19 protein-coding genes and 1 pseudogene are annotated in these 20,762 nt (G+C 74.2%); 13 read left to right on the top strand and 7 right to left on the bottom strand.

The window, feature by feature from the left end:
- Positions 1-7: 7 nt before the first annotated feature.
- Complete coding sequence (locus tag ACA361_RS24090) at positions 8-1,612, bottom strand: glycoside hydrolase family 10 protein (protein WP_375015257.1); 1,605 nt, start codon at positions 1,610-1,612, stop codon at positions 8-10.
- A gap of 137 nt (positions 1,613-1,749) precedes the next feature.
- Here ACA361_RS24090 and ACA361_RS24085 point away from each other — a divergent pair, with 137 nt between their 5' ends.
- Together ACA361_RS24085 and ACA361_RS24080 are read left to right on the top strand one after the other, a co-directional pair.
- Positions 1,750-3,411, top strand: coding sequence for an Rv2578c family radical SAM protein (locus tag ACA361_RS24085; RefSeq protein WP_375015255.1), 1,662 nt, complete (start codon positions 1,750-1,752; stop codon positions 3,409-3,411).
- A gap of 85 nt (positions 3,412-3,496) precedes the next feature.
- The gene (locus ACA361_RS24080) at positions 3,497-4,288 is read left to right on the top strand and encodes a glycosyltransferase family 2 protein (RefSeq protein ID WP_375015253.1); all 792 of its coding nucleotides are present in this window, start codon (positions 3,497-3,499) and stop codon (positions 4,286-4,288) included.
- 137 nt (positions 4,289-4,425) lie between these two features.
- On the opposite strand, the gene ACA361_RS24075 is transcribed toward ACA361_RS24080, so the two are convergent.
- Positions 4,426-6,678 carry an MMPL family transporter gene (locus tag ACA361_RS24075; protein WP_375015251.1) on the bottom strand — a complete coding sequence of 751 codons (2,253 nt, stop codon included), beginning with the start codon at positions 6,676-6,678 and terminating at the stop codon, positions 4,426-4,428.
- A gap of 122 nt (positions 6,679-6,800) precedes the next feature.
- On the opposite strand from ACA361_RS24075, the gene ACA361_RS24070 reads away from it, so the two are divergent.
- Positions 6,801-7,535: a TetR/AcrR family transcriptional regulator gene (locus ACA361_RS24070; RefSeq protein ID WP_375015249.1), complete on the top strand. Its 735-nt coding sequence runs from the start codon at positions 6,801-6,803 to the stop codon at positions 7,533-7,535.
- A 19-nt stretch (positions 7,536-7,554) separates the two neighbouring features.
- On the opposite strand, the gene ACA361_RS24065 is transcribed toward ACA361_RS24070, so the two are convergent.
- Both ACA361_RS24065 and ACA361_RS24060 read right to left on the bottom strand, forming a co-directional pair.
- Positions 7,555-8,208 (bottom strand): NAD(P)H-dependent oxidoreductase, encoded by a 654-nt coding sequence (locus tag ACA361_RS24065; protein WP_375015247.1) that lies wholly within the window; start codon positions 8,206-8,208, stop codon positions 7,555-7,557.
- Positions 8,209-8,366: 158 nt separating this feature from the next.
- A pseudogene (locus ACA361_RS24060) lies at positions 8,367-8,588 on the bottom strand (hypothetical protein); the annotation flags it as partial.
- A 19-nt stretch (positions 8,589-8,607) separates the two neighbouring features.
- On the opposite strand from ACA361_RS24060, the gene ACA361_RS24055 reads away from it, so the two are divergent.
- Complete coding sequence (locus tag ACA361_RS24055) at positions 8,608-9,570, top strand: GlxA family transcriptional regulator (protein WP_375015245.1); 963 nt, start codon at positions 8,608-8,610, stop codon at positions 9,568-9,570.
- Between the two features lie 81 nt (positions 9,571-9,651).
- On the opposite strand, the gene ACA361_RS24050 is transcribed toward ACA361_RS24055, so the two are convergent.
- Positions 9,652-10,584, bottom strand: a complete 933-nt coding sequence (locus ACA361_RS24050; protein ID WP_375015243.1) for a S1C family serine protease — start codon at positions 10,582-10,584, stop codon at positions 9,652-9,654.
- Positions 10,585-10,881: 297 nt separating this feature from the next.
- Between ACA361_RS24050 and ACA361_RS24045 the strand changes: the two genes are divergently transcribed.
- From ACA361_RS24045 to ACA361_RS24010, 8 genes are all read left to right on the top strand, one after another.
- Positions 10,882-11,190 carry a hypothetical protein gene (locus tag ACA361_RS24045; RefSeq protein ID WP_375015241.1) on the top strand — a complete coding sequence of 103 codons (309 nt, stop codon included), beginning with the start codon at positions 10,882-10,884 and terminating at the stop codon, positions 11,188-11,190.
- 81 nt (positions 11,191-11,271) lie between these two features.
- Positions 11,272-11,796: a GNAT family N-acetyltransferase gene (locus tag ACA361_RS24040; RefSeq protein ID WP_375015240.1), complete on the top strand. Its 525-nt coding sequence runs from the start codon at positions 11,272-11,274 to the stop codon at positions 11,794-11,796.
- 44 nt (positions 11,797-11,840) lie between these two features.
- Positions 11,841-12,614, top strand: a complete 774-nt coding sequence (locus ACA361_RS24035) for a spermidine synthase (protein WP_375015238.1) — start codon at positions 11,841-11,843, stop codon at positions 12,612-12,614.
- Positions 12,615-12,765: 151 nt separating this feature from the next.
- On the top strand, positions 12,766-13,353 hold the full coding sequence (locus tag ACA361_RS24030; protein ID WP_375015236.1) for a biotin transporter BioY: 588 nt from the start codon (positions 12,766-12,768) through the stop codon (positions 13,351-13,353).
- 218 nt (positions 13,354-13,571) lie between these two features.
- Entirely contained in the window at positions 13,572-14,810 is a 1,239-nt protein-coding gene (locus tag ACA361_RS24025; RefSeq protein WP_375015234.1) for an isochorismate synthase MenF, read from the top strand.
- A 35-nt stretch (positions 14,811-14,845) separates the two neighbouring features.
- Entirely contained in the window at positions 14,846-15,886 is a 1,041-nt protein-coding gene (locus tag ACA361_RS24020; RefSeq protein WP_375015232.1) for a helix-turn-helix transcriptional regulator, read from the top strand.
- A gap of 122 nt (positions 15,887-16,008) precedes the next feature.
- Positions 16,009-16,491: a cation:proton antiporter regulatory subunit gene (locus ACA361_RS24015; RefSeq protein ID WP_375015231.1), complete on the top strand. Its 483-nt coding sequence runs from the start codon at positions 16,009-16,011 to the stop codon at positions 16,489-16,491.
- Positions 16,492-16,499: 8 nt separating this feature from the next.
- Entirely contained in the window at positions 16,500-17,753 is a 1,254-nt protein-coding gene (locus ACA361_RS24010) for a cation:proton antiporter (RefSeq protein WP_375015229.1), read from the top strand.
- 111 nt (positions 17,754-17,864) lie between these two features.
- On the opposite strand, the gene ACA361_RS24005 is transcribed toward ACA361_RS24010, so the two are convergent.
- On the bottom strand, positions 17,865-18,692 hold the full coding sequence (locus ACA361_RS24005) for an Fpg/Nei family DNA glycosylase (RefSeq protein WP_375015227.1): 828 nt from the start codon (positions 18,690-18,692) through the stop codon (positions 17,865-17,867).
- A 20-nt stretch (positions 18,693-18,712) separates the two neighbouring features.
- Positions 18,713-19,738 carry a fatty acid desaturase family protein gene (locus ACA361_RS24000; RefSeq protein ID WP_375015225.1) on the bottom strand — a complete coding sequence of 342 codons (1,026 nt, stop codon included), beginning with the start codon at positions 19,736-19,738 and terminating at the stop codon, positions 18,713-18,715.
- Positions 19,739-19,938: 200 nt separating this feature from the next.
- On the opposite strand from ACA361_RS24000, the gene ACA361_RS23995 reads away from it, so the two are divergent.
- Positions 19,939-20,745 carry a tyrosine-protein phosphatase gene (locus tag ACA361_RS23995; protein WP_375015223.1) on the top strand — a complete coding sequence of 269 codons (807 nt, stop codon included), beginning with the start codon at positions 19,939-19,941 and terminating at the stop codon, positions 20,743-20,745.
- The last annotated feature ends 17 nt before the right edge of the window (positions 20,746-20,762 follow it).

The raw sequence follows: 20,762 nt of genomic DNA, 5'->3' as shown, positions 1-20,762 counted from the left end.
ATGATCATTATCCCCCGGCGGCGGCGACGGTCGCGCCGCGTGCGGGGGCGCTCTCGTGGTGGAGTCTGTCGAGCGCGGTGACGTAGTAGGTGTAGGTGGTTCCGCGCTTGGCGGCGCGGTCGATGATGCCGCCGCCCTCGCGGATGTGGGCGATGAGGGTGGCGGGGTCGACGGGGGCGCAGGCGGGCTTCTGCCCTTCGGCGCGGTAGACGGCGTAGGCGTCGGCGTCCTTGGCGGGCCGCCACTGGATCTTGACGCCGTCGTCGCCGGCCTTGGCCTGGACGTTCTGGACGGGGGTGGGGGCCTTGCCGCCGCGGCCGCGCACGACGGGCGGGATCGCGGGCCGGGCGTAGTGGTCCTTGCGCAGGCGCTCGGCGAAGCGGAGCTTGTTGCCGGCGAGGCTGGCTGCGCTGAAGTAGACGTCGCCGCGGACGGCGGGGTGGCGCTTGTTGAGGTCGAGGTGGCGCGACAGCTCGCCGGCCTTCTTCCAGGGGCCGCTCTCGCCGACGCGGTAGGCGGCCTGGCCGATGGTCAGCTCGACGTCGGTGCCCTGGACCTGCCGGGCCCACCAGTCGACGAGCCGGGCGTAGTCGGCGGGCCGGTCGCCGATGGTCCAGTACAGCTGGGGGGTGACGTAGTCGATCCACCCCTCCTTGATCCATTTGCGGGTGTCGGCGTACTGGTCGTCGTAGCTCTGCAGGGCGCCGTCGGTGGGCGATCCGGCGGGGTCGTTCTTCGTGTTGCGCCAGACGCCGAACGGGCTGATGCCGAACCGCACGTGCGGCTTGGCCTTGTGGATCTCGGCGGAGAGGTCGCGGACGAGGGTGTCGACGTTGCGGCGGCGCCAGTCGGCCTTGCTCAGGCCCTTGCCGTGGGTCCTGTAGGTGGCCTGGTCGGGGTACTCGGCGCCGCCCTCGGGATAGGGGTAGAAGTAGTCGTCGAAGTGGACGGCGTCGATGTCGTACTTGCGGACGACGTCCATGACGGCGTTGGTGGCCAGCTCGCGGACCTGGGGCAGGCCCGGGTCGTACCACAGGCCCTTGCCGTATTTGCGGACCCAGTCGGGGTGCTTGCGGGCGGGGCTGCCGGGCGCGAGCTTGTTGAGGTCGGCCTGGCGGCTGATGCGGTACGGGTTGAACCAGGCGTGGAACTCCAGGCCGCGCGCGTGGGCCTCCTTGAGCATGAAGCCGAGCACGTCGTAGCCGGGGTCCTTGCCGGGGGTGCCGGTGATCCACTGCGACCACGGCTCGTACGGCGAGGGGTAGAAGGCGTCGGAGTTGGGGCGGATCTGGACGAAGACGGCGTTGAGGTTCATCGCCTGGGCGGTGTCGAGGAGCCGCCGGTAGTCGTCCTTCTGGGCCTTCTCCGTCTTGCCCTTGGGCCAGTCGATGCCGCCGACGGTGGCGATCCACATGCCGCGCAGCTGGCGCCGGCGGGAGTCGCCGGGCGCCTTGACGGCCGGGCATTCGGCCGCGGCGCCGGGCGGTACCGCGCCCGTCCCGTCGTCGTCGGTGCCGCCGCTGGCGGGCAGGCACGCGGTCAGCGCCCCCGCGGTGAGCGCCGTGAGCGCCGCGGCGGCCGTCCTGGTGATGATCCCCGTTCGTCTGGCCATAGACGTGCCATTGTTACGCACCCGTAGCGGTGCCATGGACGGAACGGTGATGTCGCCGTGCCGCGCGCGGGTCCCGGCGCTTGCACTTCTTCGAACACCAGTTCTATTGTGCGAGCGTCGAGGAGGGGGATCTTCACATGCGCTGGGACCATCTGCGGCTGGCGGGGGGCGAGGGGAACGCGGCGGCCGGGGGGACCGCGGGCGACGGCGCGGGGCCGGGGCTGCCGCTGATCGAGCGGGGCGCGGTGGCGCGCACGTTCGACACTCCGGGGTTCCGCGGGATGACGTTCTACGAGGTGCACGCCCGGTCGGTGATCAACAAGGTGCCGGAGGCGTCGCGGGTGCCGTTCCGGTGGACGGTGAACCCCTACCGGGGCTGCTCGCACGCGTGCTCGTACTGCCTGGACGGCGCCACGCCGGTGCTGCTGGCCGGCGGCCGCACCCGCCCGATCCGCGACCTGCGGCCGGGCGACCGCGTCTACGGGACGCGGCGCACGGGGCTGGGGCGGCGCTGGGTGGTGACGGAGGTGTTCGACCACTGGCGGACGGTCCGGCGCGCCTACCGGGTCACGCTGGCGGGCGGTGCCGAGCTGGTGTGCAGCGGCGACCACCGGTTCCTGAGCGTGGACGGCTGGCGCCACACCGCCGGGCACGACGCGCACGGGCGGGCGCGGCCGGCGCTGGAGGCCGGCGACCGGCTGGTGGCGGTGGGCCCGGCCCCGGCGGCGTCGGCGGTGGGGCTGCCCGGCGTGCGGGAGTGGGCGATGTCACCCGCCGCTCGGCCGGCGGGCGGCGCCGGCGAGGGCGTGCCGGCAGGGGTACGGGAGACCGCCGGGCCTGCCGGGTCTGTTCCGGCGGCGGGGGCGCTGGTGGAGGCCGGGGCGTCGGTGGCGGTGGTGTCGGTGGAGCCGCTGGGGTCCGAGCGGGAGATGTTCGACATCACGACCGGGACGGGCGATTTCGTGGCGGGCGGGGTGGTGTCGCACAACTGCTTCGCGCGCAAGTCGCACGAGTACCTGGAGCTGGACTCGGGCGCCGATTTCGACTCGCGGATCGTGGTGAAGGTGAACGCGGCCGAGCGGCTGCGGCGGGAGCTGGCGGCGCCGCGGTGGCGGGGCGAGCACATCGCGATGGGCACCAACGTGGACTGCTACCAGCGCGCCGAGGGCCGCTACCGGCTGATGCCGGGGATCATCGGGGCGCTGCGGGACACGGGGAACCCGTTCTCGATCCTGACCAAGGGCGCGCTGATCCTGAGGGACCTGCCGCTGCTGGCGGAGGCGGCCGAGCGGGCCGAGGTGGGCACGGCGGTGTCGGTGGGGGCGCTGGACCGGGACCTGGCGCGGCTGGTGGAGCCGGGCGCGCCCGCGCCGGAGCGGCGGCTGGAGGTGTGCGCGGCGCTGGCCGGGGCGGGGCTGGAGTGCGCGGTGCTGATGGGCCCGGTGCTGCCGTACCTGTCGGACTCGCCGGCGCAGCTGGAGGCGGTGGTGGCGCGGGCGGCCGAGGCGGGCGCGGCGTCGGTGTCGCCGATCGTGCTGCACCTGCGGCCGGGGGCGCGCGAGTGGTTCCTGTCGTGGCTGCGCGAGCACCGCCGGGACCTGCTGGTCCCGTACGCGCGGCTGTACCGGGGCGGCGCGTACGCGCCCCGCGAGTACCAGGACCGGATCGCCGGGCAGGTGGCCGAGCTGGCGCGCCGGTACGGCATCGGCCGCCGCGCGCGCTCGCACCGGGGCGCGCCGGCCGCGCCGGCCGTTGCGCCCGCGCCGCCGCCGGCCGAACAGCTCACGCTCCCCGTGTAAAGAAATCGTCAAGATTTTTCCGAACGCCGGGCGGCGGGCGGGTCATCTAACCGTGCATCCAGTTCTCCACGCCATGGAGTCGGCCATGAACGCCTTCGCAACGACCGCGCGCCCGGTGGCACGCCCGACGGTGACCGCGGTGGTCCCGACGCTGAACGAGGCCGACAACCTGCGCTGGCTGCTGCCGCGGCTGCACGGGGTGGACGAGGTCGTGATCGTGGACGGCGAGTCCGGTGACGGGTCGGCGGAGGTGGCGGCGGCGCTGCGTCCCGACGCGGTGATCCTGAGCCGGCCGCCGCGGGGGAAGGGCGACGCGCTGCGGGCGGGGTTCGCGGCCGCGTCCGGTGACGTGATCGTGATGCTGGACGCCGACGGCAGCATGGACCCGGCGGAGATCCCGGCGTTCGTGGCGCTGGTGGCGCGGGGCTTCGACTTCGTCAAGGGCACGCGGTACGCGTGCGGGGGCGGCTCGCGGGATCTGACGTTCGTGCGCCGCGCCGGCAACCGGTGGCTGACGCGGGCGGCGAACGTGCTGTACCGGGCGGGGTGGACGGACCTGTGCTACGGGTACGTGGCGCTGCGGCGTTCGGCGGTGCCGCGGCTGGCGCTGCGGTCGAGGGGTTTCGAGATCGAGACCGAGATGTGCGTGAACGCGGTGACGGCGGGGCTGCGGATCGCCGAGGTCGCCAGTTTCGAGGGCGACCGGCTGTTCGGGGAGTCGCATCTGAACACTTGGCGGGACGGGTGGCGGGTGCTGAGGACGCTGGTCGGCTCGCGGGTCGGCTCGCGGGTCGGCTCGCGCCTGCGGCCGGTGCGCGCGGGCGCGGATCCGGCGGAGGCGCCGGCCGTCGCGGCCCCGGCCGGCCTGGCGGCCTGACCTGCGCCCGCTCCCCCGGCCGCCCGCGCGGCGGCTTGGGCTGGGCGGGACGGCGGCCCCCCGGGGGCGGGGCGCTGTGGGCGGTGCGGCGCCGTGCCGGGGCGGGGGTGGGCTGTCCCGGTACGGCGCCGCGGCGTTCAGGGTGCGGGTGCGGGGGTGGCCGCGGTGTCGTCCCGGCCGGGTGCGGGTGCGGGTGCGGCGGTGGGCGGGGGGTGTTCGGTGAGGCCGATGCGGCGGTGCAGGCGGCGCAGCGGGGCGGGGGCCCACCAGTTGGCGTGGCCGGCCAGGCTCATGGTGGCGGGGACCAGGACGCCGCGGATGAGGGTGGCGTCGGCGAGGACGGCCAGGGCCATGCCGATGCCGAGTTGCTGGAGGAAGACGACGCTGCCGGTGGCGTAGGCGGCGAAGGAGGCGGCGAGGATGAGGGCGGCGGCGGTGACCAGCGGGCCGCTGCGGGCGATGCCGAGGGGGATGGAGCGGCGGGGGTCGCCGGTGCGGTCGTACTCGTCCTTGATGCGGGCCAGCAGGAACACCTCGTAGTCCATGGACAGGCCGTAGGCGACGCAGAACATCAGGATGGGGATGCTGGGTTCGATGGCGCCGGTGGGGGTGAAGCCGAGCAGGCCGGACAGGTGGCCGTCCTGGAAGATCCAGACCAGTGCGCCGAACATGACCGAGAGGCTGAGCAGGTTCAGGACGGTGGCTTTGAGGGGGGCGATGAGGCTGCCGGTCATCAGGAACAGCACGGCGAAGGTGACCAGGACGATGATCGCGGCGACCAGCGGGAGGCGGCGGGTGACGCCGTCGCGGTAGTCGGTGAGTTCGGCGGGGTAGCCGCCGACCAGGACGCGGTAGGGGGCGGGGACCGAGCGGACCTGGCGGACCAGGCCGACGGCGTCGGCTTCCAGGCGGCGCGAGGAGGGGACGGCCGACAGCCAGGTGCCGGTCCCGGAGGCACCGGTTCGGGCGGTGCCGGCGGGGGCGGGGACGCGGCGGCCGGCGGTGTAGGAGCCGGCGGCCGAGTCGACGCGGACGATTCCCTCGACGCGTGAGAGGCGGGCGGCGTAGCCGGCGGTCGCGGGGGTGTCGGCGGCGGTGGCGGCGGGGGCGACGATGGTGAGCGCGTCGGCCTCCTCGACGGGGAAGGAGGCGCGGACCTGGTCGTACATCTGGCGGACGGGGGCGTCGGAGCGCAGGACGCGGTCGTCGGGCAGGCCGAAGCGGACGCCGAGGAAGGGGGCGCCCATGAGCAGGACCAGGCCGAGGGCGGCGCCGCCGAGCAGCAGCGGGCGCCGCACGACGCGGGCGGCGGCGCCGTACCAGAACCCGCCGGTGCCCTCACCGGCGCCGGCGCGGGGCGTGCGGCGGCGCTGGACGCGGTGGCCGAGCAGGGCCAGGGCGGCGGGGAGCAGGACGGTGGCGCCGGTGACGGCGGCGGCCACGACGGCGACGCCGGCGTAGGCGAAGGAGGCCAGGAACGGGAAGGGGAAGGCCAGCAGGGCCGACAGGGCGGCGGCGACGGTCAGGCCGCTGAACAGCACGGTGCGGCCGGCGCCGCGGACGGTGGCGGCGACGGCGTCGGGGACGGTCAGGCCGCGGGCGAGTTCCTCGCGGAAGCGGGTGATGACGAACAGGCCGTAGTCGACACCGAGGCCGATGCCCATGACCAGGGCGATGTTGGAGGCGAAGGTGGAGATCTCGGTGAAGGCGAGGGCGCCGCGCAGCAGGGCGAGCGAGCCGGCGACGGCGAACAGGCCGGCGGCGAGGGTGACCAGGGCGGCGGCCAGGCGGCGGTAGACGGCCCACAGCAGGAGCAGGACCAGCGGCAGGACGATGAGTTCGGCGCGGACGAAGTCCTGGCGGGCCTGCTGCATGACCTGGCGGAAGACCTCGTCGCCGCCGCCGACGGAGACGGTGACCTGCGGGGTGCGGCGGGTGAGGTCGGCGGACAGGGCGGGCAGCAGGTCGCGGCGGACGCGATCGGCGTCGCCGGGCAGCCAGGCCAGGACGAGGGCGTGGCGGGCGTCGCCGCTGCGCAGGGTGGCGGGGCCGCCGCGGGTCCAGTAGGACCAGGCGTCGCCGACGCCGTCGCGGGCGGCGAGTTCGGCGGTGAGGGCGCGTCCGGCGGCGGCGACGGCGGGGTCGTCGACGGTGCCGGTGCGGGCGGTGACCAGGAGCGCCACGTTGGGGCTGCCGGTGGAGTGGCCGCGGGCCAGGGCGTCGCGGGCGGCCATCGACTCGGAGCCGGGGGCCTCGAACCGGTTGAGCGACAGGGCGTCGATGGTGCCGGCGCCGAGGGCGCCGGCCAGGACCAGCGCGGCCAGCCCGGCGGCGAGGATCCAGCGTGCCCGGCGGGCGATGAGGCCGCCGGGGCCCGGTCGTGGGTGCATGGGTGGTCTCCCCCCGGGTACGCGAACGCGAATATGCGAGCATTGACTCGTATCTCATGGGGGAGAATACGAGCGAATACTCGTGTTTGCAATACTCGGATGATCGGAGAGGGGGTGCGGGCGTGGCCGAGGAGTCCTCAGGGCGCGACGGCGCCGCGGGGCGCGGCGCGAAACCGGACGCACGGCCGGACGCCGGACCGGGCGCTGCTCCGGGCGCTGGGCAGGGCGAGGGGCGGGACGGTGCGGCGCGGCCGCGCAAGCGGCAGGCGCGCGGCGAGCGGCGGATGCGGGAGATCCTGGACGCGGCCGCGGCGGTGTTCGCCGAGTGCGGCTACGAGAAGGCCACCACCAACGCGATCGCCGCCCGGGCCGCGATCTCGCCGGGGTCGCTGTACCAGTTCTTCCCGAACAAGGAGGCGATCGCGCAGGCGCTGGCCGACCGGTTCGTGGAGCAGATGGGCGCCGCGCACCGCGAGGCGTTCGGGTCTCCCGACGTCGGGGCGCTGCCGGCGGCGGAGATGGTCGACCGGATGGTGGACCCGATCATCGCGTTCAACATCGCCAACCCGGGGTTCAAGGCGCTGTTCGCGCGGGCGGACATGCCCGCGGGGCTGGCGGCCGCGGCGCGGCCGATCCAGGCGGCGCTGCTGGGCCGGGTGGAGGGGGTGCTGGCCGAGCGGGCGCCGGGGCTGGCGCCCGAGGAGCGCACCCGCTCGGCCCGGGTGCTGATCCAGATCTTCCAGGCGATGGTGCCGATGGCGACGGCCGCGGCCGGCGCCGAGCGCGCGGCGGTGATCGCCGAGGTGAAGAAGGTGCTGCTCGGCTACCTGGAGCCGCTGGAGCGGCGGCGCCCCTGACCCGGCCGCGCGGCCGTCCTCAGCACGCCGCCGGCACGGCCGTCCCGGTCTCCCCGGCCGTCCCGCCCTCGGCCCGGGCCCCGTTCGCTCCGGCACCGCTCACCCTGGCCGGGTTCGTCTCGGCCGGGTTCGTCGCCGTTGGGGCTGTTTCGGTGCGGGCCGGCGCGGGGTCGCGGCGGGCGGGGCGGTCGCCGGTGTGGATGTGCAGGCCGGTGCGGCCGGGCTCCAGGTGGGGGCGCAGGACCAGGTCGGCGTCGTAGTCGCCGCCGGATTCGCGGCGGTACGGGATGGGTGCGTCGGTGGCCAGGCCGCGCAGCCGCTCGCGCAGGAGGGCGGCTGCGGGCTCGTACCGGCCGGGGGTGAGGCGGTCGGCGCGGGGGATCAGCAGGGGTGGCAGGACGGGCATGCCGGTGTACCACAGGGTGCCGTGCAGCAGCGGGAACAGCAGCTGCTCGGTGTCGCCGTGCAGGCCGCGGGCGCCCATGCCGGTGCCGCGGGCGCCGGCGGTGGTCACGACCAGGGCGCGCTTGCCGGCGAGGTTGCCCTCGCCGTAGCGCAGGGTGCGGTCGCGGCCGTCGGTGACGCCGAAGGCGAACCCCTGGACGAAGACGCGGTCGAACCAGCCTTTGAGGATGGCGGGCATGCCGTGCCACCACAGCGGGAACTGCAGCACGACCGCGTCCGCCCAGGCGATCTTGTCCTGCTCGGCGCGGATGCGGGGCTGAGGGCGCCGGCGGCCTGGGCGCGTTCGGACGCCGCGCCGACCAGGAACCGCTCGCGGGGGTCGTGGCCGTAGTCGGCGGCCCGCACGACCGGGTCCCAGCCCATCGCGTACAGGTCGGAGCGGCGGGTGCGGTGGCCGAGGCGGGCCAGCTCGCGCAGCCCCTCGTCGCGCAGCGCGCCGTTCAGCGAGCGCGGCTCGGGATGGGCGAAGATCCACAGCACGTTCACGGGGATCGTCCTCCTTGCGTTCGGGCGGTTTCGGCCGGGGGGTGCGTCCGGTTCCGATGCTGGCGCGCGGCGGCCGGCGGCCGAAAGTGGCCCGATGGCCATGATGTGAAAGGATCGGGCCATGGGCGAGCGGGTGGCGGTCCTGGTCCGCGACGGGGTGCTGCCGATGGAGCTGGGGCTGGTGCACCAGCTGTTCGGGGCGGCGGTGTCGGCGGGCGGGGAGCGGCTGTACGAGGTGGTGACGTGCGCGCCGGCGGCGGGGCCGGTGCGCACCGACGCCGACTTCACGATCGTGGCCGAGCACGGGCCCGAGGCGCTGGAGGGCGCGGGGACGGTGATCGTCCCGGCGTCGCACGAGCAGGACGAGCGGGACGCCGGGCTGCCCGAGCCGGTCGCGGCGGCGCTGGCGCGGATCGTTCCGGGGACGCGGATCGCCTCGATCTGCACGGGGGCGTTCGTGCTGGCGGCGGCGGGGCTGCTGGAGGGGCGGCGGGCGACCACGCACTGGCGCTCGTGCGCGCGGTTCGCCGAGCTGTTCCCGCACATCGAGCTGGATCCGGGCGTGCTGTACACCGACGGCGGGGACGTGCTGACCTCGGCGGGCGAGGCGGCGGGGATCGATCTGTGCCTGCACATGATCCGGCGCGACCACGGCGCGGGGGTGGCGGCGGAGGCGGCGCGGCGCACGGTGGTGCCGCCGCACCGCGAGGGCGGTCAGGCGCAGTACGTGCCGCGGCCGGTGGCCGAGCCGGGCGGGGCGTCGACGGGGGCGGCGCGGGCGTGGGCGCTGGCGCGGCTGGACCGGCCGGTGACGCTGGCGGAGATGGCCGCGCGGTCGTCGATGAGCGTGCGGACGTTCACCCGGCGGTTCCGGCAGGAGACGGGGATGGCGGCGGGGCGCTGGCTGGTGCTGCGGCGGGTGGAGCGGGCGCGGCAGCTGCTGGAGGAGACCGATCTGCCGGTGGACCGGGTGGCGGCGGAGGCGGGTTTCGGCACGGGGGCCTCGCTGCGGCAGCATCTGCAGGCGGAGCTGGGGGTGTCCCCCACCGCCTACCGCGCCACGTTCCGCGGCCCCGCCCTCTGACCGGCCGGCGGCCCGCGCCCGCCGGGCCGGGCCGCTCGGGCCGGGGCGCCGTCCGTGGCGGCACCCCGGCCCGGTGGCGGGTCAGGCGTTCTCGGTGTCGAGTTCGACGGGTTCGGCGATGACGTCGACCATGGCGCCGTTGCGCAGGACGGTGATGGGCAGGGGGCGCCCGATGGCCTCGGCGAACATCAGCCGCTGCAGGCTCTGGGCCTGGCTGACGGGTGCGCCGCCGGCGGTGAGGACCAGGTCGCCGCGGCGCAGCCCGGCGCGGTCGGCGGGGGCGCCGGGGACGACCTCGGCGACGCGCAGGGCGCGGTCCTGGCCGAGGCGGTCGCGCTGGGCCGCGGGGACGGGCACGGGCACGGCGGCGACGCCCAGGTAGGCGCGGCGGACGCGGCCGTCGCGCATGAGGGCGCCGATGATGCGGCGGGTGGTGGCGTTGATGGGGACGGCCAGGCCCAGGCCGATGCCGGCGACGGCGGTGTTGACGCCGACGACGCGGGCGGCGGAGTCGGCCAGGGCGCCGCCGGAGTTGCCGGGGTTGAGGGCGGCGTCGGTCTGGATGACGTCCTCGATGACGCGGGCGGCGGTGCCGCCGCGGGTGGGGACGCTGGTGGGCAGGGAGCGGCCGAGGGCCGACACGACGCCGGCGGTGACCGAGCCGGCCAGGCCGAGCGGGTTGCCGACGGCGACGACGAGCTGGCCGGTGACCAGGTCGTCGCTGTCGCCGAGGGTGGCGGGGCCGGGGGTGTCGCCGGTGGCGCGGACGACGGCCAGGTCCGACAGGGGGTCGGTGCCGACGACGGTGAACGGGGTGGTGGTGCCGTCGGCGAAGGCGGCCTGGCCGCCGCGGGCGCGGCCGACGACGTGGGCGTTGGTGAGCAGGAAGCCGTCGGCGGTGAAGGTGACCGCCGAGCCGGCGCCCTCGCGGCCGCGGTGGCGCACGCGCAGGGCGGCCACGCGCGGGGTGAGCTCGCGGGCCACGGCGGTGACCACGCGGGAGTAGGCGTCCAAGGGCTGCTCCCCGGGCCCGGCGGGTCCGGCAGGCTCTGCGGGTCCGGCGCGGCCGGCAGGGTCGGCGGGACCACCGGCGCCGGGGTTTCGAGGGTCGTCCATCGCACCTCCCGAGATGATTACATCGTTACACGGCAACGTCGGAAGGGGAAGGACGCTTCCCGATCCATCGAAACGATTGCGTACACTTTCTCCGGCCGCTAGTGTACGAAACGGTTTCGTTTCGCTTTGCGCTTCACCTCCCGGCAGACCAGTCCGTACGGCGGTTACGGCACTTACGACAGTGAGGATCGACACATGTGGCAGGCGATCGTTCTCGGGCTCCTGGGCGGCGTGATGGGCGGCAACGCCGTCCCCCACTTCGTGCGCGGCATCACGCGCCGGCGCTACCCCAACCTCATGGGCAGCGGACCCGTCCCCAACCTGGTGGCCGGCTGGGCCGGGCTGGTGATCGCCTGGCTGCTGCTGGAGCCGGCGCTCGGCGGCGGGCACCGCGGCTGGGCGCTGATCGCCGCCGCGGCGGGCGTGCTGGCGATCGGCCTGTTCCACGCCGGGCCGGGCGCGTTCGGCAGCGAGGAGCCGCGCGGGGCGGCGGCATCCTCCTGACCGTTCCCCCTCCCGGCTCGGCGCCGCCCCGCGCGCCCCGATCACGGTGTGCGGGGCGGCGCGTTCCCCCACAATCGACCCATGGAAGATCATCTGAGGCTGTGCCCGGTCCGCGAGGAGGACCTGGCGACCATGGACGCGCTGGTCGGCGATCCCGACCGCGCCGGCGCGTTCACCTGGACGGGGTTCACCGACCCGCGGTGGCGCCGCCGCGCCTGGGAGGAGAACGGCCTGCTGTCCCCCGACGAGGGCAGCCTGATGGTGGCGGCCGGCGAGGAGCGGCTCGGGTTCGTCCAGTGGCGCACGCGCCGCCATTCGCGCAACTCCCGGTGCTTCGAGCTGGGCATCGCGCTGGTGCCCGAGGCGCGCGGCCGCGGGTACGGGACGCGCGCGCAGGCGATGCTGGCCCGCTACCTGTTCGCCCACTACCCGGTGCACCGGCTCGAGGCCGACACCGAGGCCGGCAACATCGCCGAGCAGCGGGCGCTGGAGAAGGCGGGGTTCACGCGGGAGGGCGTGCTGCGCGAGTGCGCCTGGCGGGACGGGGCCTGGCGCGACGGCGTCCTCTACAGCCTGCTGCGCACCGACCCGCTCCCGCCGGGGTGAGCGGGCGGGCGCCGGTGCCCGGCGGTGATCGGTAGGCTCGGGCCATGCCGTATCGCAGTACGCCGGACGCGGCCGCCGAGCCGGTGGCGGGTGGACCGGTGGCGGGTGAGCCGGTGGTGGTCGAGCGCGCTCAGGGGCCCGGCGGCGAGCTGGTGCTGCGCGCGGCCCCCGGCGGCCACTACGAGATCATCAGCAACGGGATGTTCCTCATGGACACCCGCAACGGCGAGTCCGAGCGGCTGCTGGTGGAGGCGGCCCTCAGCGGGCTCGCGGACACCGGGGCGCCCGGGGAGGCCGGCGGGCCCGTGCGGATCCTGGTCGGCGGGCTGGGCGTCGGTTTCACCCTGGCCGAGGCGCTGCGCTACGAGCGCGTCGGCGAGGTGGCGGTCGTGGAGCGCGAGCCCGCCGTGATCGGCTGGCACCGCGAGGGCGGCCCGCTGGAGCCGTTCTCGCGCGGCGCGCTGGCCGACCCGCGCGTCCGCGTCCACCGCGCCGACCTGGTCGACCTGCTCACCGCCCCTCCCGCCGGGCCTGAGGCGGACGGCGTCGGCGGCCGGTACGACGTGGTGTGCCTGGACATCGACAACGGGCCCGACTGGACCGTCACGCCCGGCAACGCGCGCCTGTACGGCCCGGCGGGGCTGGAGGCGCTGCGCCGCGCGCTGACCGGGCGCGGCCGGCTGGCGGTGTGGAGCGCCGGCGCCTCCCCCGCCTTCGAGGAACGGCTGCGGGAGCGGTTCGCCGCCGTGGACGCGCTGCCGGTGCCGGTGCCGCGCGGCGAGCCCGACATGATCTACCTGGCCCGCGACCTGCCCTAGCCCCGCCCGCACGCCCACCCTCCGGCGGCCTGCCGCGGCGGCGCGGGCAGGGCGGACAAAGGCGGGGGCGCCGATGTTGGAGCCCCGCGCATGTCCCCCGGTCACCCCATTCGCTAGGTTTCGGCCTGACACAACCTGTTTGGAGGGACTTGTGGCTACCGTCCACGCAGCCCAGCGCCGTACCGCCGTCCTGGGCGACCTGCTGCCCGGCTCGCTGGCCCGCGACACCGCGCTGGTGGCGGGCTCGGCGCTCTTCGTCGGCCTGGCCGCCCAGATCGTCGTGCCGCTGCCCGGCACCCCCGTCCCGGTCACCGGGCAGACCTTCGCCGTGCTGCTGGCCGGCGCCGCCCTCGGCTGGGGCCGCGCCGCGCTCGGTATGGTCCTCTACCTGGCGGCCGGCATGGCCGGGATGCCGTGGTTCGTCGACGGCCAGTCCGGCACCGGCCTGCCCACGCTCGGCTACGTGATCGGCTTCGTCGCCGCCGCGGCCGTCGTCGGCCGCCTGGCCCAGTACGGCGGCGACCGCACCCCGCTGCGCACCGTCGGCACCATGCTGCTGGGCACCGCCATCATGTACGCCGCCGGCGTCCCGTACCTGATGGCCTCCCTCGGCGTGGACCTCGGCAGGGCCCTGGAACTGGGCGTGACCCCGTTCCTGGCCGGCGACGCGCTGAAGGTGCTGCTGGCCGCCGCGCTGCTGCCCGCCGCCTGGAAGCTGGCCGGCCGCCGCGACGCCTGACCCCTCACCGCCCGGGCGCCGGTGCCCCGCGGTTCATCCCCGCGAGGCGCCGGCGCCCGCGCGTGGCAGCGCCGGATGACCGGTGTACGGGCCGCATTCTGGGGCAGAACGGGCACGCGGCGCCCTTCCCGGGCCGCAGCCGGATGTGGCCGACGCCTCACCGCACCCGCCGGACCCGCGGGTTTGAACAGGTTCAACTCTCCCGTAGAGTGGCACCCGTGAACCTGGCCGTGAGCGCACCCGACCGCCTGGTCGTCCGCACCGTCCACATCCCCGACCCCGGCGACCTCATCGACCGCCTCCCGCACCCGGCCGCACTGGCCTGGATCCGGCACGGCGAGGGCATCGTCGGCTGGGGCGAGGCCGCCCGCCTCGACCTGCCCGGCGGAGAGGACCGCTTCACCGCCGCCGACCGCTGGCTGCGCGAACTGTTCGGCACCGCCTCCATCGACGACCCCGTCCAGGCGCCCGGCACCGGCCCCGTCGCCTTCGGCGGCTTCGGCTTCGACCCCAAATCACCCGACTCCGTCCTCATCGTCCCCCGCCACATCCTCGGCCGCCGCGACGGCCAGGCATGGCTCACCACCATCGGCACCGAACCCGACAACCCCCTCGCCCTCGCCCAGCGGCCCGTACCGCCCGGCCGCCTCACCTGGAGCGACGGCGCCCTCACCGCCCCCGCCTGGCAGCAGGCCGTCGCCACCGCCGTCGACCGCATCCGCGCCGGCCACCTCGGCAAGGCCGTCCTGGCCCGCGACCTGTACGCGCACGCCACCGAACCCATCGACGCCCGCGTCCTCCTGCACCGCCTCGCCGCCCGCTTCCCCGGCTGCTACACCTTCTCCTGCGCCGGCCTCGTCGGCGCCACCCCCGAACTCCTCATCCGCCGCACCGGCGGCACCCTGGCCTCCCTCGTCCTGGCCGGCACCACCGCCCGCGGCACCGGCCCCGCCGACGACACCGCCCGCGCCGCCCGCCTGTTCGCCTCCACCAAGGACCGCCAGGAACACGCCTACGCCGCCGAAATGGTCCGCGACGCCCTCGCGCCCCTGTGCACCGAACTCACCGTCCCCGACCGGCCCGAACTCCTCACCCTCCCCAACGTCATGCACCTGGCCTCCGCCGTCCACGGCCGCCTCGACGGCGACCGCTCCGTCCTGGACGTCCTGGCCGCCCTCCACCCCACCCCCGCCGTCGCCGGCACCCCCACCGACACCGCCCTCCAGCTCATCCGCGAACTCGAGGGCATGGACCGCGGCCGCTACGCCGGCCCCGTCGGCTGGGTCGACTCCCGCGGCGACGGCGAATGGGGCATCGCCCTGCGCTGCGCCCAGCTCGAAGGCACCCGCGCCCGCCTGTTCGCCGGCTGCGGCATCGTCGCCGACTCCGACCCCGCCGCCGAACTCGCCGAAGCCCAGAGCAAGTTCCGCGCCATGCAGTACGCCCTCGAAGGCTGACCGAAACCCCCCGGCACCTCGGGCAAACTGGAACAATGCGCGCGTCCCGCCTGCTGTCGCTGCTCCTGCTCCTGCAGACCCGCGGACGCATGACCGCACCCAGCCTCGCCACCGAACTCGGCGTCTCCGTCCGCACCATCTACCGCGACATCGAATCCCTCAACGACGCCGGCGTCCCCGTCTACGCCGACCGCGGCCCCGACGGCGGCTACCGGCTCCTGGACGGCTTCCGCACCCGCCTCAACGGCCTCACCACCGCCGAAGCCGAAACCCTCTTCCTCACCGGCATGCCCGGCCCCGCCACCCAACTCGGCCTCGGCGACCTCCTCACCGCCGCCGAACTCAAACTCATGGCCGCCCTCCCCCCGCCACTGCGCAGCCGCGCCGGCCACATCCGCGAACGCTTCCACCTCGACGCACCCGGCTGGTTCCGCGACCCCGACCCCGTCCCCCACCTGGCCGCCGTCGCCGACGCCGTCTGGAACCAGCACCCCATCCAGATCCACTACCAGCGCTGGAAACAGCCCCGCCACATCACCCGCACCCTCGAACCCCTCGGCGTCGTCCTCAAAGCCGGCCTCTGGTACCTCATCGCCGCCACCCACACCCCCGACGACAACGAAAGCAACAGCGCAAGCGGAAGCGCGGGCGAGGACGCCATCCGCACCTACCGCATCGCCCGCATCCACACCCTCCACACCCTCCCCCACCACTTCACCCGCCCCACCGGCTTCGACCTCGCCGCCTACTGGAACGACTGGGCCCACCGCTTCGAAACCGACAGCCACCCCGAACACGCCACCATCCGCCTCACCCCCGAAGGCCGCCGCCGCGCCCCCCACCTCCTCTCCACCCCCGCCGCCCGCGCCGTCCACGACGCCGCCCCACCCGACCCCGACGGCTGGACCACCGCCACCGTCCCCATCGAATCCATCCGCCACGCCCACGCCGACTTCCTCCGCCTCGGCACCGACCTCGAAGTCCTCCACCCCGCCGAACTCCGCACCGCCATCGCCGCCACCGCCCACGCACTCGCCCGCCGCTACCCCGCCCCCGATTCGGAAACCACCACCTGATCTGCGATCATGACCAACCGTTGACCAGGGCACCGCGGACGACGCAACGGCGGACAGCCACAGGGCGGCGCCGCCCCGGAGACCCACGCAACACCCCCGAACACGAAAGAGAGAGAACACACGTGGACGTCGAACGGACCGCGCTGCCCGGAATCGGCCTGCAGCACGTCCTCACCACCGGACGCGGCCGCCAGATCGGCATCGTCTCCCACCGCACCGGCCGCAAAGACCTCGTCATCTACGACAAGCACGACCCCGACAGCTGCGTCGTCACCGTCAAACTCACCACCGAAGAAGCCAACGCCATCGCCGAACTCCTCGGCACCGGCCGCGTCGTCGAACGCCTCAACGACCTCCACCGCCAGGTCGAAGGACTCAAAACCGAACAGTTCCCCATCACACCCGGCTCCCCCTACGCCGGCCGCGCCCTGTCCGACACCCAGGCCCGCACCCGCACCGGCGCCTCCATCGTCGCCGTCGTCCGCGACGGCCACGTCCTGGCCAGCCCACGCCCCGACTTCATCTTCGCCGAGAACGACATCATCGTCGTCGTCGGCACCGACGAGGGCACCGCCGCGGTCGCCGCCATCCTCACCCAGGGATAAGGGAGCCGATGCACGACACCGCCCTCCAACTGATCGAACTCGGCGCGATCATCCTCGCCCTCGGCATCCTCGGCGCGATCTCCAGCCGCTTCTCCATCTCCCCCATCCCCCTCTACCTCATCGCCGGCCTCGCCTTCGGCTCCGGCGGCATCCTCCCCCTCGGCGCCAGCGAGGACTTTGTCGCCATCGGCGCCGAAGTCGGCGTCATCCTCCTGCTGTTCACCCTCGGCCTCGAATACACCGCCGGCGAACTCGTCGGCAGCCTCCGCACCTCCGCCCCCGTCGGCCTCTTCGACCTCGCCCTCAACGCCGCCCCCGGCGTCATCGCCGCCCTCATCCTCGGCTGGGGACCCGTCGCCGCCGTCGCCATGGGCGGCATCACCTACGTCACCTCCTCCGGCATCACCGCCAAGGTCATCGGCGACCTCGGCTGGCTCGGCAACCGCGAAACCCCCGCCGTACTCTCGATCCTGGTCTTCGAAGACCTCGCCATGGCCGCCTACCTGCCGATCCTCACCGCACTCCTCGCCGGAGCCGGACTCATCGGCGGCGCCACCACCCTCGGCATCGCCGTCCTCACCATCGCGATCATCTTCTACATCGCGCTACGCCACGGAAACCTCGTCGAACGCTTCGTCGCCAGCCCCAGCGAGGAAGTCCTCCTCCTCAAAGTCCTCGGACTCACCCTCCTGGTCGCCGGCATCGCCCAGCAACTCCAGGTCTCCGCCGCCGTCGGCGCCTTCCTCGTCGGCATCGCCCTCTCCGGCCCCCTCGCCCACACCGCACAGAAGATCCTCACCCCCCTGCGCGACCTGTTCGCCGCCGTCTTCTTCGTCTTCTTCGGCCTCCACACCGACCCCGGCGACCTGCCCCCCGTACTCGGCATCGCCGCCCTCCTCGCCATCGCCGGCATCGCCACCAAGATGGCCAGCGGCTGGCTCGCCGCCCGCCGCGCCGGAGTCGCCCTCACCGGACAACTCCGCGCCGGCGCCGCCCTCACCCCCCGCGGCGAATTCAACATCGTCATCGCCGGACTCGCCGTCTCCGCCGGCATCAACACCCAGCTCGGCCCCCTCGCCGCCGCCTACGTCCTCATCCTCGCCGTCGCCGGCCCCCTCCTCGCCCGCACCGCCGAACCCCTCGCCCACCGCATCCGCGGCCGCAAGCACCCCCCGCACCCCCAAGCCGACGAGGACCCCGACGAGATCCCCGGCGTACCCCTCACCCCCACACCCCAGGACACCCCCGAAACCGCCCGCTGACCCACCGGCACAACCTGCCGACACGACCCACCCACACAAAAGCGCGCGCCCCGTACGACCACCGGCCGGCCGTACGGGGCGCGCGCTATCACCACACACCCGAAGACTCACTCACCCCACCGCAGGCTGACACCCCGGACACCAGAACAGATTCCGCCCCGCCACCACCTCGGCACGCACCTCACACCCGCACACCAGACACGGCAACCCCGCCCGCCGGTACACGTACACCTCACCACCATGATCATCCACCCGCGGCGGACGCCCCATCGCCTCCGGCATATGCTCCGCACGCACCGTGTCGATCCGCCCCGACCGCACCCCATCGGCCATCAGCACCCGCAGATCCGCCCAGATCCGCGACCACCGCTCCCACCCCAGATCACGGCCCAGGACCTGCGGATGCACCCCCTGCCGGAACAGCACCTCCGCCCGGTAGATGTTCCCCGGACCCGCCACCACCGACTGATCCATCAGCAGCACCGCCACACTCGCCCGCGACCGCGAGATCCGCCGCCACGCCACATCCGGATCCGTATCCGCCCGCAACGGATCGGCCCCCAGCCGATCCCGCAGCACCTTCACCTCACCCGGATCCAGCACCTCGCACGCGTTCGGCCCCCGCAGATCCGCCCACGCCCCCGGCCCCGCACCCTCGGACTCCAGCCGCAACCGCACCGCACCCACCGGATCCGGCGCCCGCCCCACCCCGAACGTGTACTTCCCGTAGATCCCCAGATGCACATGCAGGATCCGGTCCTCACCGAACCCCAGCAGCAGATGCTTCCCATGAGCATCCGCCTCCCGCAGCACCAGCCCGTCCAGCAGACGAGCCCCCTCCACGAAACGCCCCTGCGGGCTCCCCACATGAACACGCCGGCCGCCGAACATCCGCAGATGATCGGCGGCCAGCCGGTGAATCGTGTGACCTTCAGGCATGAACGATCAGCATAAGCGCCTCAGCCCGCGGCCGCCCCGACCTCGTCCATGTGCCGCAGCGCCTGCCGGTACGACTCCACCGCACCCTCCTCCGCGTACGGCAGCCCCACCGCCGCGCAGTGCTCACGCACCAGCGGCTGAAGCCTCCGCAGATTCGGCCGCGGCACGCTCGGGAACAGGTGATGCTCGATCTGGTAGTTCAGCCCGCCCAGCATCCAGTCCGTCACCACACCACCGCGCACGTTCCGCGACGTCAGCACCTGCCGCCGCAGATGATCCAGGCGCACGTCCTCGCCCGGCATCTCCATGCCCTTGTGATTCGGCGCGAACGCACACCCCAGATGCACCCCGAACAGGCCCTGGTGGATCGCGATCAGCACCAGCGCCTTCCCCGGCGACAGCAGCGTGAACACCAGCCCCAGGTAGCCCACCGCGTGCACCACCAGAAGCGCCCCCTCCAGCGCCTTCTCACGCCCCGGAAGCCGCCGCAGGTCCAGCGCCGTGCCCAGCTTCAGGTTCAGCCCCTCCAGCAGCAGCAGCGGAAAGAACAACCGCGCCTGATTCCGCGTGAACCACCGCGCGAACCGCCCCTCATGCCGCTCCGCCTGCTCGCGCGTCCACGCCAGCACGCCCTCCCCCACATCAGGGTCCTTCCCGACATGGTTCGGATTCGCGTGATGCCGGTTGTGCTTGTCGTTCCACCACCCGTAGCCCATCCCGAGCAGCGCGTTCCCCAGCAGCAGCCCCAGCCACCGATTCGCCCGGTGCGACGCCGCGATCTGCCGATGCCCCGCGTCATGCCCCAGGAACGCCGTACGCGCCGTCATCAGCGCCAGCGGAACCCCCAGCAGCACCACCCACCACGACGCCCCGAACCACCCGATCGCCGCCCAGAGCCCCGCCGTCGCCGCCAGGTTCCCGCCGATCGCCCAGGCGTAGTAGCCCCGCCTCCGCTCCAGCAGCCCGGACTCCCGCACCCGCCGCGCCAGCGGGCCGAAATCACTGCCGCCGGTCCTGCTGCGCGGCGCATCGAGGGTCACGGTCATGCGGGGGCCTCCGTTCGCGGGGGAAGGCACGGGAATCCCCGTGCCCCTCGAACGCTACGTACGGCAAGATCGACCGGTCACCCCGCACAAGAGCCATCTGCCAACTGGCTCAGAGGTCTCATGCGCACGCCCGCACCGCCCGCCGCTGCCACCATCCCGGCTGATCCTTCCAACACACCCGGCATATAAGGTCAGAAGTCATGAACGCGCGCTCACGGTGGATCGATCTGGACGGAGCGGTCAACGTCCGCGACCTCGGCGGACTCCCCACGGCCGACGGCCGGACCACACGGCGCGGCCGGGTGCTGCGCTCCGACAACCTGCAGGACCTCACCGTCACCGACATACGCATCCTGCTGGACGACTACGAACTCAAGAACATCATCGACCTGCGCAGCGACGCCGAGGTCCGCCTCGAAGGCCCCGGCCCCCTCACCCGCACCCCCTCCATCACCCTCCACAACCTGTCGCTGTTCTCCGAAGGCGGCCTCCACACCGACGTCGCCGCCGACACCGCGGACACCGTCGATGTCGACAAGGTCCTCCCCTGGCAGAACCAGCCCGACGCCGAGACCGAGAACGACCGCTCCATCGGCCACTACCTCGGCTACCTCCGCGACCGCGCCGACTCCATCGTGAGCGCCCTGCGCGTGATGACCCGCACCGACGGCTCCGCCCTCGTCCACTGCGCCGCCGGCAAGGACCGCACCGGCGTCGTCTGCGCCCTGGCGCTCGACGTCGCCGGCGTCACCCGGGAGGCGATCGTCGCCGACTACGCCCAGACCGGCGAACGCATCGAGGCCGTGCTGGACCGGCTTCGCTCCAGCGACACCTACGCGGCCGACCTGGACTCCCGCCCCGCCGACAGCCACGTCCCGCACGCCGCGATCATGGAGAAGTTCCTGACCAGGATCGACGAGGAGCACGGCGGCACGCTCGCGTGGCTCACCGCCAACGGCTGGACCGAAGAGGACACCGAGGCCCTACGCACCCGTCTCCTCGATTGAGGTTATGTTGCTTATTG

Origin of the sequence: Actinomadura sp. 21ATH (genome assembly GCF_041951345.1) — a bacterium.
Classification (GTDB): Bacteria; Actinomycetota; Actinomycetes; order Streptosporangiales; family Streptosporangiaceae; genus Spirillospora.
This window is presented reverse-complemented; position numbering and strand designations above follow the sequence as displayed.

What these genes read in the sequence shown, in the direction of transcription:
- ACA361_RS24010 (WP_375015229.1), top strand. Translation starts at nt 16,500, where the DNA reads ATGCACGACACCGCCCTCCAACTGATCGAACTCGGCGCGATCATCCTC.
- ACA361_RS24085 (WP_375015255.1), top strand. Translation starts at nt 1,750, where the DNA reads ATGCGCTGGGACCATCTGCGGCTGGCGGGGGGCGAGGGGAACGCGGCG.
- ACA361_RS24045 (WP_375015241.1), top strand. Translation starts at nt 10,882, where the DNA reads ATGTGGCAGGCGATCGTTCTCGGGCTCCTGGGCGGCGTGATGGGCGGC.
- ACA361_RS24075 (WP_375015251.1), bottom strand. Translation starts at nt 6,678, where the DNA reads ATGCACCCACGACCGGGCCCCGGCGGCCTCATCGCCCGCCGGGCACGC.
- ACA361_RS24080 (WP_375015253.1), top strand. Translation starts at nt 3,497, where the DNA reads ATGAACGCCTTCGCAACGACCGCGCGCCCGGTGGCACGCCCGACGGTG.
- ACA361_RS24055 (WP_375015245.1), top strand. Translation starts at nt 8,608, where the DNA reads ATGGGCGAGCGGGTGGCGGTCCTGGTCCGCGACGGGGTGCTGCCGATG.
- ACA361_RS24000 (WP_375015225.1), bottom strand. Translation starts at nt 19,738, where the DNA reads ATGACCGTGACCCTCGATGCGCCGCGCAGCAGGACCGGCGGCAGTGAT.
- ACA361_RS24020 (WP_375015232.1), top strand. Translation starts at nt 14,846, where the DNA reads ATGCGCGCGTCCCGCCTGCTGTCGCTGCTCCTGCTCCTGCAGACCCGC.
- ACA361_RS23995 (WP_375015223.1), top strand. Translation starts at nt 19,939, where the DNA reads ATGAACGCGCGCTCACGGTGGATCGATCTGGACGGAGCGGTCAACGTC.
- ACA361_RS24090 (WP_375015257.1), bottom strand. Translation starts at nt 1,612, where the DNA reads ATGGCCAGACGAACGGGGATCATCACCAGGACGGCCGCCGCGGCGCTC.
- ACA361_RS24040 (WP_375015240.1), top strand. Translation starts at nt 11,272, where the DNA reads ATGGAAGATCATCTGAGGCTGTGCCCGGTCCGCGAGGAGGACCTGGCG.
- ACA361_RS24005 (WP_375015227.1), bottom strand. Translation starts at nt 18,692, where the DNA reads ATGCCTGAAGGTCACACGATTCACCGGCTGGCCGCCGATCATCTGCGG.
- ACA361_RS24035 (WP_375015238.1), top strand. Translation starts at nt 11,841, where the DNA reads ATGCCGTATCGCAGTACGCCGGACGCGGCCGCCGAGCCGGTGGCGGGT.